This is a genomic window from bacterium, assembly GCA_022616075.1.
Classification (GTDB): domain Bacteria; phylum Acidobacteriota; class HRBIN11; order JAKEFK01; family JAKEFK01; genus JAKEFK01.
This window is the reverse complement of the sequence record JAKEFK010000278.1, coordinates 1-11,770: the sequence shown is the minus strand read 5'-3', so window position 1 is coordinate 11,770 and position 11,770 is coordinate 1. Positions and strand designations below refer to the sequence as shown.

Annotated in this window: 14 protein-coding genes; 7 read left to right on the top strand and 7 right to left on the bottom strand. The window is 46.8% G+C overall.

Annotated elements, in window-relative coordinates; translation table 11 throughout:
* The 5 genes from L0156_22975 to L0156_22955 all read left to right on the top strand — a co-directional run.
* Nucleotides 1-400, top strand: a 400-nt coding sequence (locus L0156_22975; protein MCI0605860.1) for a PQQ-like beta-propeller repeat protein, incomplete at its 5' end; no start/stop codon positions are given.
* A 118-nt stretch (nt 401-518) separates the two neighbouring features.
* The gene (locus tag L0156_22970) at nt 519-1,106 is read left to right on the top strand and encodes a cation transporter (protein ID MCI0605859.1); all 588 of its coding nucleotides are present in this window, start codon (nt 519-521) and stop codon (nt 1,104-1,106) included.
* 41 nt (nt 1,107-1,147) lie between these two features.
* A complete protein-coding gene (locus L0156_22965) occupies nt 1,148-1,477 on the top strand; it encodes a metal-sensitive transcriptional regulator (protein MCI0605858.1) in 330 nt (109 codons plus the stop codon).
* A gap of 5 nt (nt 1,478-1,482) precedes the next feature.
* Entirely contained in the window at nt 1,483-2,919 is a 1,437-nt protein-coding gene (gene merA / locus L0156_22960; GenBank protein ID MCI0605857.1) for a mercury(II) reductase, read from the top strand.
* Nucleotides 2,920-3,024: 105 nt separating this feature from the next.
* On the top strand, nt 3,025-3,864 hold the full coding sequence (locus tag L0156_22955; protein MCI0605856.1) for a hypothetical protein: 840 nt from the start codon (nt 3,025-3,027) through the stop codon (nt 3,862-3,864).
* Nucleotides 3,865-4,277: 413 nt separating this feature from the next.
* Here L0156_22955 and nrfD read toward each other — a convergent pair whose 3' ends face one another.
* Genes nrfD through L0156_22940 form a run of 3 tightly spaced genes read right to left on the bottom strand, consistent with a single transcriptional unit; the run spans nt 4,278 to nt 6,750 of the window.
* The gene (gene nrfD, locus L0156_22950; GenBank protein ID MCI0605855.1) at nt 4,278-5,489 is read right to left on the bottom strand and encodes a polysulfide reductase NrfD; all 1,212 of its coding nucleotides are present in this window, start codon (nt 5,487-5,489) and stop codon (nt 4,278-4,280) included.
* The gene (locus tag L0156_22945) at nt 5,489-6,295 is read right to left on the bottom strand and encodes a 4Fe-4S dicluster domain-containing protein (GenBank protein ID MCI0605854.1); all 807 of its coding nucleotides are present in this window, start codon (nt 6,293-6,295) and stop codon (nt 5,489-5,491) included. Before L0156_22945 ends, nrfD begins: the two co-directional genes overlap by 1 nt.
* Nucleotides 6,292-6,750 carry a NapC/NirT family cytochrome c gene (locus L0156_22940; GenBank protein ID MCI0605853.1) on the bottom strand — a complete coding sequence of 153 codons (459 nt, stop codon included), beginning with the start codon at nt 6,748-6,750 and terminating at the stop codon, nt 6,292-6,294. The genes L0156_22945 and L0156_22940 overlap by 4 nt, the downstream gene beginning before the upstream one ends.
* 131 nt (nt 6,751-6,881) lie before the next feature.
* Between L0156_22940 and L0156_22935 the strand changes: the two genes are divergently transcribed.
* Complete coding sequence (locus L0156_22935) at nt 6,882-8,567, top strand: ATP-binding protein (protein MCI0605852.1); 1,686 nt, start codon at nt 6,882-6,884, stop codon at nt 8,565-8,567.
* A gap of 145 nt (nt 8,568-8,712) precedes the next feature.
* Nucleotides 8,713-9,516 (top strand): cytochrome c biogenesis protein ResB, encoded by an 804-nt coding sequence (locus L0156_22930; protein MCI0605851.1) that lies wholly within the window; start codon nt 8,713-8,715, stop codon nt 9,514-9,516.
* A 4-nt stretch (nt 9,517-9,520) separates the two neighbouring features.
* Here L0156_22930 and L0156_22925 read toward each other — a convergent pair whose 3' ends face one another.
* The 4 genes from L0156_22925 to L0156_22910 all read right to left on the bottom strand — a co-directional run.
* Nucleotides 9,521-9,970: a hemerythrin domain-containing protein gene (locus L0156_22925; protein MCI0605850.1), complete on the bottom strand. Its 450-nt coding sequence runs from the start codon at nt 9,968-9,970 to the stop codon at nt 9,521-9,523.
* 329 nt (nt 9,971-10,299) lie between these two features.
* Nucleotides 10,300-11,106 (bottom strand): c-type cytochrome, encoded by an 807-nt coding sequence (locus L0156_22920; GenBank protein ID MCI0605849.1) that lies wholly within the window; start codon nt 11,104-11,106, stop codon nt 10,300-10,302.
* A 16-nt stretch (nt 11,107-11,122) separates the two neighbouring features.
* Complete coding sequence (locus tag L0156_22915) at nt 11,123-11,407, bottom strand: nitrous oxide reductase accessory protein NosL (GenBank protein MCI0605848.1); 285 nt, start codon at nt 11,405-11,407, stop codon at nt 11,123-11,125.
* A 6-nt stretch (nt 11,408-11,413) separates the two neighbouring features.
* On the bottom strand, nt 11,414-11,770 hold a 357-nt coding region (locus L0156_22910; protein MCI0605847.1), incomplete at its 5' end, for a hypothetical protein.

The following is an 11,770-nucleotide window of genomic DNA, read 5'->3' as shown; positions in this document are numbered from 1 at the left end:
GAAACTGGCTGGCGGAAAAGAAAAGCCGTCTTTTCAGGAACTCTGGAAAAGCAATGTCGCACAAAATCATTTCAGTAGTTCGGTAATTTATAACGACCACATCTATGGTTTCGATCAAGGCCTACTTCAGTGCATCGATGCAAACTCCGGCACGGAAAAATGGAAGCAGACCGGATTCGGTAAAGGATCGCTCATTCTCGCAGACGGCCATTTGATTGTTCTTGGCGAACGTGGCCTGCTTGCGCTTGTTGAAGCTACTCCTGCCGGATACAAAGAGAAGGGCCGTGCGCAAGTGCTCAAGGGCAAGACCTGGACTCCTCCTGCGCTTGCCAACGGCAAACTTTATTTGAGAAATAAAAAAGAAATGATCTGCATGGATTTGAAAGGAATTGATCAGTGAAAAATGGTACGTAACCGAAAATTCGTCCGAAAGGAAAGAAAAATGGGTCCAAACGGAACCAAAATACTTGTATCCCCCCATGGGGGATATTATAATCTAGGAGTGAAGGAGAAAGAAAATGCCGAATGATAATAAAACGCTTGCTTTAGCGACGATTGTCACAGCGTTTATTGCCTCTCTCTGCTGTATAGGCCCGCTCCTTTTTGCAGCCGCGGGATTGGGTGTCTTTGGAGCAGCTGCGCTTTTTGGTTCCCTTAGACCGTATCTGCTCGTTACAGCCGGATTATTATTGGCCGCTGGTTTCTACTTCACGTACCGACCTCGAAAAGTCGTTTGCGAAGACGGCACTTGCAAGACAGCAACGTCGGACAAAAAGAGCAAGATGCTGCTCTGGTTAACGGCGGGTCTCGTATTGATATTCGCGCTGTCCCCTTATTTTACAGGATTCCTTTTGCCCAAGGGATCTCAGCCGAGCGTTGCGGCTCAGACACCCGCTATTCAGACAGTCTCATTCCGGGTTGAAGGGATGACGTGTGGGGGATGCGAGGCAAATGTAGAGTCTGCGCTCAAAAATGTAAGCGGTGTAAAGCAAGCAGATGTGGATCTTGAAACCAAAACCGCAAAAGTAACTTTTGATACCTCAAAGGCAAATCGCGAAAGACTTGCCGAAGCGGTAAAAAAAGCCGGCTTCGTGCCTGTCCTTTAAAAACAATCAATAAAATTCTAGTAACTGGGAAGGAAAAAGTCATGGCAACCAAACAGATGAGAAAAGAAAATAAAAGATTAACCGTGATCAAGGGACAGGAATATCTGTCGCCCGAGTCCAAGAAAGCCTTGATGGATCGTCTGGCGCGGATTGAAGGTCACGTGCGCTCTGTCCGGAAGATGATCGAAGAACATCGTTGCGCCGATGAGGTTCTGTTGCAATTGGGAGCCATTAAGGCAGCCGTCTCCCAGGTAGCGGTACACGTGGCTGACCATGAAATGAAGGCCTGCGTGAAGTCCTGCATGCAAGGCGATGCCAATGAAAGGCTCGAAAGAACTTTGAAGGTCATAAGCAGTTTGATCAGGCAATAACCATTATGAGTAATGAAAAGCGATTTGATTTAGTCATCCTTGGTTCGGGGTCCACTGCATTTGCGGCAGCTCTACGAGCGCAGGAATTTGGAAAGACTTCCGTAATGACAGAGGAGCGAACGATCGGAGGAACCTGTGTGAACCGTGGCTGCCTGCCCTCAAAAAACCTGATTGAAGCTGCAAAGATCATTTACGATGCTGCAAATCCCCGGTATCCGGGAATCGGCTCTGCAAAACTATCCCTGGATTTCAAACAGCTAATTGCACAGAAGGACGAAGTGGTCAGCAATTACAGAGAGAAAAAATACGAGAGTCTGGTCGATGGCAAGATCGTTATAGAAAAAGGCCATGTAGAGTTTGTTGATGAACATACGGTTCAGATTAATGGAAACCGAATAGTCGGAGAGAAAATACTGATCGCTACGGGCTCGCGTCCTGTTATACCTGACATTCCTGGTCTTAGGGACGTTCCATATATTACGAGCGATTTACTCACGAGTGATGAATCAATTGAATTATCCGAGCTTCCCGAATCATTGGTGATCATCGGGGGAGGCTACATCGCTCTCGAATTGGGTCAGATGTTTCAACGCTTTGGAACAAAGGTAACAATCCTGGAACGAAGCAAACAACTTTTGGCGCATGGTTATGAACCGGAGGTGAGCCGAAGCATCGGAAAGATTTTGCAGGAAGAAGGATTGCAAATTTTAACTGATGTTTCCATTAATTCAGCAGAACATCAAGGAAAAGGGATAACGGTAAACATCCGGCTGGGGCGCGAATCCCGCAAAATTACGGCTCAAAAGCTTCTTGTCGCAGCGGGAAGGCGACCCAACAGCGATCAAATTGGCATAGAAAAAACAGGAGTTTTAATCGGTTCGCGTGGGGAGATACAAGTCGACGAGTACCTGCGGACAAATATCTCTCACATATTCGCAGCCGGCGACGTCATTGGGCGGAAAACCAGGAGCCAAATGGCAACTCCCGTTGGAAGTCAGGATGGCGGAGTCGCAGCGCACAATGCGCTATCGCAAGAACTGCCCCGAAGAGTGAACCATCGTATCATTCCTCGAACGATCTTCACCGATCCTCAAATCGGAGTTGTTGGCATCACCGAAGAGGAAGCTGTTGCTGCCGGTCATCTTTGCTGGTGCAACACACTGCCGTTGTCGCTGGTTCCGCGAGCCGGCGCCATCCGGGACACACGGGGAATCATTAAAATGGTAGCGGACGCGCAAAGTGACGAAGTGCTGGGAGTATCTATGGTTGGTGTAAACGCAGGCGAAGTCATTCACGAAGCAGCAATGGCGATGAGGTTCAAGGCGAAGCTTAGTGATTTTGTTGAACTGTTACATGTTTATCCCACCATGGCGGAGGCTTTAAAGATTGCGGCGATTTCGCGCTACAAGAATCCCGCAAAACTTTCCTGTTGCGCCGAATAGAATTATGAGCAAAGGAACTTTGAAGAGATGAGAATTTTGGCCCCTACAATCCTTATAACGGTATTATTCTTTACTCCATTATGGAGTACTTCTTTAAGGGATGTCTTGAAGGAGAACGGTTTCGACTATGTTCCATTAAGGGATCTGGACTTGTCCCTATTGGGCGCGGAAGTTTCTAACACCGCAGATGTTTTTTGCGTGGGCTATTTTGTTGACGGAACTGATCCAGAAATCCATGTTGTGCTTTTTGATCGGAAGAAGTTACAGTGGTTCGAAACGAAAGTGAACCTGAGGGAATCCGATTACTGCTTCGGATCCAACGCGATTACTGGAATTCAATATTCTAAAAACTTCCTTCACTTGGAAACCCATATCAATCCCTCAGCGGGTTGTACTTTGATTTTCAACAAAAAACTGCAGTTTCAAAAGGCTCTCTACGGCTGGCCTCTAGCTATTTTTGATGATGAGACTGTGGTCTATCACAATAGCGAAGTCCATTTTGCACCGACCCATCCGGCAACGATTTCCCTGTATAACCCTGTCACAAAATCCGGAAAGGAAATTTATCCGATGAAACCATATCAAGCCGTCAGGCTTAAATATATCGAGAAAATGAAAGAGGTCTATTCCGATCAAAACTGGTGCAGGGAAAAAAATCATCATTGCGATCCGGAATCGTTCAATGTCAGCATTGGAGATCTGGAGATCAATAACAAAACCGACTCCATAATTTTTCAGGCTCACTTCAGCGGAGATTACTGGAAGGATCCCGAAGCCACGAAAAATGAACTGATCCCCGTTGTTTATGTCTACCGGCATGTAAGAGATCCGCAGATTGAATATAGAGAGGTCGTGGAGAAAGACCTGAAGAAGTGGTATGGACACCATTCCCTTGCTGATTACTTGCAGCCCGAGATGCTTTCAAAGATTTTCGGTCCCGAGTAAGAAGAGGAGTGCGCAAAATAGAATGATGAGCGACGGAAATTGTGAAGAGATCTCTTGATAAAATCGGTGTTGCCGGATCACTATTTAAATTGGCAAACTATATTTCACCGATACAAAAAATTGAGTTTTGGCTTTGATGTGGTACGGGCGCCCCGCCCTAACGACGATAGTGCAACATCATTTCCCGGCGGACGAGTCGTCCGCACCACATTTTTTCACAGCTTCTCCGCCCGCACCACTTCGTTTAAGCGCTAAGGGGCCGTTCTTGCCGTCTGACTTCTAATAAATTCGAATACCGCATCCTCCATGGAAGGCTTCATACCGATTTTTCTACCTTCTTTCAATCCCTGGGCAAGTGGTGCTTTTTCAACAAGAACACGATAGGCGAACCATAGCCCACCAACGTGAGAACGTCAGATCTGCATGGGAGATGGAGAATGTTCTTCACGCGGCAAAAAGAGGCGTGTCATGATTGCGAGAAGCACAAATGGCAGCACCATTAACACGAGGGAAACCAGGAGAGACTCCTGGCCGAGCAATTCGAGCTTGTAAGTGGTAAATCCTCGCAGGCTCTTTGAAAAAAGCTGTCCACCGATTACAACGTTCCAACGCATGGCAAAAACGCCAATGAGGATCAGAACACCGGAAAGAAAATAAAGTTTATTCCGAATCACAGACCGGGAACGCGATGAGATTTGCATCCAGCCCAGGAGAAGCAGCGGAATCAACGTGCCGATGAAGACCTGAATTACCAAAAATGAATAAATTAGCTTTCCAGAAGCTAACAACACCAGAACATCCAATGATTCTTCCGCTTCATAAAGGCGGTGAATCCAATCCAGGGATTCCACCGCTATATCAATTACCAGGACATGAAAAAGAAATTTTCCAATTGTTTCCAGACAGGCCTGGTCAACCGGAACCTTTCGTATCTTACCGATAACTACATAAAGAAAAAGGAGAAGAGCAATGCCAGATACAATCGCAGAAAAGATAAAAATGATCGGCATCAACACGGCGCCCCACCAGGGGTTTGCTTTAATCGAACCAAAAATAAATCCGACGTACCCATGTAGCAGGAAAGCGCAAGGGATGCCAATCACTGTTATGATCTTTCCCATACGCTCATCAACACGAAGAGCCGATTCAGAAACATCCGTTACCCCCAGAGTCAGCACTTTATAGAACCGGCCTTTCCATCCGGGAATCGAACGGGACCATTCAACGAAATTTTCCCTGTAATCGAACCAGAGCTCGAGCAATAAAACCACCATGAGATACCATGCATAGACAAACCCGAAGATTGCCATCGGCGAAGTCGTGTGCGGAGTCATTAACACTTCGTAGAACCTTTCCGGATGCCCAAGGTGCAATAACAGTGGAAGTGGAGAGACAATCAGGAATGCGAGCGCAGTCAGCAACGAGAGCCGGTAAATCGGAGTAAGGGCTTTCACGTTAAACACTCTTACAAGAGAAGCCATAATGAATGCGCCGGCAACGAGCCCTGTTAGATAAGGGTAGACAACAATGACAACGCTCCAGATCAGGTTCAATTCATTCGGGTAGATAAACCCCTGGACCTTGCTCAATTCGTCGGTTATGGACATGGAAAGAGGCAACAACATTAACGCACCTCTTTATCAATCCCTGCGTACAGAACTCGCGGCTCCGTTCCGAGATGAGGTTTCAGGACATTTGTTTTCTTGTTATCTATGAATTTTTTTAATGGGCTTTCTTCAGTAAGGTTCTTGAGATCACCGAAAATTCTTGATTCTGTCGGGCAAACTTCTACGCACGCGGGCTGCAAACCTCTTGTAATTCTGTGATAGCACAGACTGCACTTCTCAGCTGTTTGAGTTTCGGGATTCATGAAGCGGCAGCCATACGGACAGCTTTGCACGCAGAATCCGCAGCCAATACAATAGTCCGGATCTATCAAAACAGCGCCATCGGGAGTGTCGAAGGTTGCGCCGACAGGACACGATTGAACACAGGGGGATTCCACGCAAAGGTTGCACAACTTTGGCACGAAAAATGATCGCAGAATCTCTTCAGCGGGTACCGCGGGCGGAGGAAAGCCGTTCTGGCCGCCGTTTGGCGAATCAACAATTGTTTCACCAAAAGCTTCCCCTGATCCGGGTTTTGGTTTCAGGATGGTATAACGCTCCACCCATGTTCGAAAATAGGCTGCGCTTTGTGGAACATGATTTTCGATCTTGCATGCTTCCACACAAAGGCCACATCCGATGCATCGATCCACGTCGATTGTCATCAGCCATTTATGCGCAAATGGATCATAGCCCTGCGGCGCGAGCGTTTTCCTGAACGACTGAACAACGGCCTTTACCGGCTTTGTCGCGCAAACTGCTGCTACTCCGGCCGAAACTTTTCCAATCCAACTCAAAATTTTGCGTCTTGAAAAAGTGATCATGGCGACTCCGCGGGAAGGTGTGGTACGTGACAATCCATGCAATTGAGTCCCTGTGAATGCTCGGCTGAAACGACCTGCCGCAGCCAGGAAGGCCGTGATTGATTCTGTTCATGGCATCTCACGCAAAAATTGCGATCCTTCATTTTTTCCGGTACCACGTTCTGATTTTCCATGTGAGAAGCAAGCGGACCGTGACAGGATTCACAAGAAATCATCTTGTGCCCACCCTGATTCTTCTTCTCAACTATATCGGCATGGCAGTCGGTACAATTGGAAGCCCCACCATATCGGACGGGGAGCTTTTGATATTCCTGAAGCACATTTGCCCTGTACCAACCATATTTGCCAAAGGATTCCGGAATCAAAAAAAGTCGAACCACATAATAAGAAAGAAGAATTCCTGCGGTTACCAGTAACAACCGCGTGATTTGTGGTGGTAAGCGGAGACGTAACATACTTATTCCAACATGTATTCGGTTAGAGCAAACAGGACGCCAAAGGCAGATCGTCACAATCGAGGGTCAGAAACTGACATTTTTTCGTTGTGAGTGTCAATTTGGCGCATGGAAAGTGGCGCAAACCAACGATGCAGAACTATAGTAAACTCCAGGACATGGAAGCAGAGATCGAACCGAAAACTCAGCAAGAAATTGAAGAGCTTTTCCGTCGGGCCGGGAAGGAACTACAGGACATAAAATTCGCATTGGATGAGGCCTCGATCGTTGCAATCACCGACCAGCATGGTCTGATTACCTACGCTAACAAGAAGTTTTGCGAAATCTCAAAATACACTCTGGAAGAATTACTGGGGAAAGATCACAGGATTATTAATTCCGGTTACCATCCCAAAGAATTTATCCGCGATCTGTGGCGCACAATCGCGCAGGGACAAGTGTGGAAAGGAGAACTCCGAAATCGCGCAAAAGATGGGAGCCTTTACTGGGTTGACACAACGATAGTTCCTTTTCTCGATAGCAGAAATAAACCTTACCAGTATGTTGCCATCCGGCATGACATCACCAATCGCAAAAGCGTTGAACAACGCCTTGCAGTGGAACAAGCGGTTGCACGGGCTTTTACGGAGTTGGCGTATAACACAACGGAAGGCTACACAAGAATATTAGGAGCGTTATCCATTCCGTGGGAAGGTTGTTTCAGTGAATTGTACGTAATCGACAAAACTCAAGGAATCCTCCGTCGTGAAGCGATCTGGTCGGATGGCTCTCCCGGATTGAAACCACTGCAAGATACTCCAATCACGTTTGCACTTGGAGAAGGATTGCCAGGACTGGTATGGCAAACGCAAAAGCCTTCGATCCGCCGGAACGTAACAGAAGATCCTGACTTCAAACGGGCAGCTCTGGCAATCTTAAGTCAAATAAGAGGTTTCGTTGCTTTTCCAATCATCTTCAAACAGGAAGTCCTCGGCATCATCGATGTTTTCAGCAAAGAGATGTTTCACGAAGACGATGGGATGTTCAATACGCTTCGTACACTTGGAAGTCAGATCGGCGAATTTTTTATGCGCACCTTGATGGAAGCGGAACTGGAAAAGCATGAACGACAGCTGAAGTTTTTTGAAGAAAAACTCCGCCAGGGCGAAAAGCTGATGTTGCTGGGGATGCTTGCTTCCGAAATTGCTCATGAAGTCGGTACCCCTTTGAACATCATCTCCGGGCGTGTCGAGCTTTTAAGCGCAAAGGAAAAGGCCAACGAATCGGTAAAAAGGGATCTGGAAATCATTAATGATCAGATTGAACGGATCACGAAGATTATTCGATCGCGACTCGACATTACTCGGAGGAGAACGGGAAGAACGATCAATGTAGACTTGAGAAAACTAATCTCAAGCCTGGCTGAGTTCCTAAAACCGCAACTGGAAAAAAACAGCGTTCAGATTCACATCCGGTTGCCGGAAGAAGTCTACGTTAAGGCGGACGAGGATCAAATGCAGCAGGTTTTTCTCAATCTAATGTTAAACGCAATTGAGGCGATTCCAAATGGTGGCGCAATTACAATTGATCTTGACGAAATGGTCCGCGATGACTTCACATTTTGGGAAATTCTTGTACAAGATACAGGTACCGGCATTTCTGAAGAAGAGCTGCCTCTGATTTTTGAGCCTTTTTATACAAGCAAAAAAGAAGTTGGTGGTACCGGATTGGGTCTTTCGGTTGTAAAGCAGATTTTGAAGAATCATGACGGTGACATCTTTGTCGAAACGGAGCTGAATCAGGGCTCCACTTTTCATGTTCTGCTCCCCAAACGCTGATTCCCCTTTTAAACCGCCAAGACGCCAAGAACGTTAGTTTGACACATTGTCAGTCGAACTGTCAGCAAGTCCAATAACTCCCGAGAATAGGCTGGGCGAGATCTGCAGGCATCGGGTTTGCTTTGTGGGCGGAGTGGAGGCGATCATGAGCAAACCAATCCAATCTTTTGTTCGTTCATTCGCGGTGATCCTCACCCTATTTACGGCAGGAATCATTCTGCAAAACCTTCCCGTCTCAAACACCTTTAAGCTCCTGCTGATCCTGATGGCAATACTTCCGTTTTGTTTCGTGCTGGAAAAGGTGAAAAGCGTACTTACTTCTTATCAGTTTGCGATCTCGCTTCTGGTTTCGATTCTGATTGGAGTGATCTCAGGAACTCTTGTGATTCAAAATCCACTTCCCGGTCAGTCCATTCAGGCATATGGAAAGCTCTCTTCCGTCATCCATTTTTTCTTTCTGGATCAACTCTTTCAATCGTGGTGGTTTAACCTTTTTCTGGCATTGATGGTGATGAGTCTCGCGCTTGTATTGATCAAGAGGAAGCCATTTCGTGTGACACAAGCAGGATTCCTGTTTTCTCACGTGGGAGTCATTCTGATCTTGATTGGAGGACTGATCGGGCGCATTTTTGGAACCGAGGGATTCATCGAGTTGCAAGAAGGCGAGTCTGCCGGTGTGTTTCAGATGATGGAAAACGGAAGCGTGACAGAGACACAAAAGGACCTTGGATTTGAATTGAAACTGAACGATTTTCAGGTTGATTTCTACGATGCAAAATACAGAATTTACGCGTATCTGTTGGATCCAAAGATTCAGGACTACCGGTCCATAGCCTCTTACGACATTGCGAAAACAAAAGCGGAAAAGATTCCCGGAACGAACACCGTTTTCGAAATTGCGCAGATTGAAAAGACAAAATATGTAGACACAGCCCACAGCATGCAATAGGCGACTAACTGGCAAGAGGAATACGATTCATTGCTTCAAAGATTTGTTTGACTTCCTGTTCTGTCACAGTTGCTGCAATCGCGGGAAAAACAATCATTTCTTCCTTCAAATTATGTTCTCCCAGCAAACTCAATAGCCGGTATTCTTCGATCTCACTGCTCCGATCCATTCTTTTTAGCTTCTCCTGCAATGCTTCCAATAATAATGCTATCTGTCGATGCTCCATTTTCAATATCTGGATCGGGCCATCCATGTCCGTTTTCATTTGGAAGATAGGAAACAAAATTTCTTCTTCCCAGAGAATGTGTTGCTGAAGGCCGTATCTGAACTGCTCAAAATATTCTTTCGCCTGCGGAGGCGATTCACTTTTGCATTTCATATAATTCGCGAAGAGCTGATCCAACCGGAGATGATCCCCTTCGAAGAATGTCATAATGCTTGTGGTTTCAATCATTTCAAGTTCAAGCGGTTATCACGTTTCTCGTTGGTCTAGCAGTTCTTGACGTCGACGTAGTTCCGTTTCCATTGTTTCCACCCGGATTTTCCAAAACTCTTTTTCCAAAGGATCGGCGAAAGATTCCATCTTTTCTCGTGCCTCGGATAACATAAGAATCAGATCCTGGGTGCTAAAACCGTCATACCAATGGGAAGAAAGACAATACATATTATTCCTCCTTTCTGTCAGATGAAGCAAAATTTGTGCCTTTCTTGCGATACCCAACTCATTATTTCTTCGTATCGGTGCTTGTTTTCCAAACAAATGCCTGTACGGCCTCGACTTCCTCAGGCGTCAAGTTGGTGTCCACCATGCGTGCCTGCGCATAAACCTGTTTGGGATTGTTGACCCAGACACGTTTCCTTTTGCGTCATGACACCGCTGTAGGAAGGCATCGGAGTTCCGTCCATTCCAGTAGTGAAACGCATCGCGATCGCTACGGGTGTGTCTCCCCCCAGGTACTCCCCTTTCGTATAATCACGTGCAGGAATAGGCTGGCCCTGTGAATTAAGAAGTGTAGCGGAAGAGGGTCCGTCGCCGCGCCCTTCCGGACCGTGACACTGAGCACATTGCATTTTTGCGTAGATCTGTTTCCCAGCTGAAACGGATTCCTTCGTATTCGAAGGTTTCTCACCGAGATCGATTGTTTGCGGATCCGGTTTCGTATCAAGATTCGCAAGCTTACGTACGTAATCGACCGCAAGCCATCGGTCCTTTTCGGCAAGAAAATCGAAGGCCGGCATCGCAGTCCCAGGGAGACCGCGCGTGACTGTTTCGAAAATGTCCTGCCGGGTTGGCGGCTGACCACTGGCGGTAGATCGAATCTTGAAAGATTCAATCAAGAAGTTTCGTGGTTTGACCTCGACAACAGCCGCAGCCGGACCATCGCCGCGCCCTTTCTCACCGTGGCATCCGGAGCACCAGGCGGTATAAACCTTCTTTGCATCCGCGTGCTCTTTGCTCGTCAGTTGAATAATGGTTGTTGCCGCTCGTTTTTTTTCGGCTGTCGCTTTCTGAGTCTCCTTGGAAGTACCTTTGCAACCGATCGTGAGAACGAACAAGAACATGACTGTAATAAGAAGAATTTTTCTCATAATTCCTACTCCATTTTCAACGTTTACTCAAAATGGTCTGGGCGGCAGGGATGAGCTCGGAAATTGAATAAATCTTCGAATCATCCAATCCGCTCGCGAACTGGGATGCTGATTCTTTTGCGGCAAAAGCCACAATTCCATAACCCATCGGTGATGAGATCTGTTTGGAAACAACATACGAAGCCTGACTTTCAAGAAGCCAACTTCCGTCTTCAGCTGAACGCACGAAGATGACGCGAGAATCCGAATCCACTGCAGGTCTGCGCGTCAGCAAACAACCGTAATCATCAAAGAGTTCCACCGTTTTTCAACGCTGGTGAAGCTGTGCTCCGTAATTTTCCTGACTGATGATCATCTTGCATGCAGCGCACGAATCTTCGCCCAGATGAACGCCAGCGGGTTTCGGCGGCCACTGCACAGAATTTCCGCAAGCCGAAAGAAGAACAACAAAAAGCAATGGAACGAGTGCGATTTTTTTCACAGAAAATTTTCCTTTCGGAAGCGGAGGAACCCAGCCTGAGTAACGATCGTGATCCAAACGACAATAGAACCAACCAGAATGCTCGATGGCAACTCCCCATGTTGCTGCGGCTGCCGCTTTGCTGATCAGTATCTTTGATCGAAAGAGCTCAGATTCACAAACATTGATGTAAAAATGATTGGG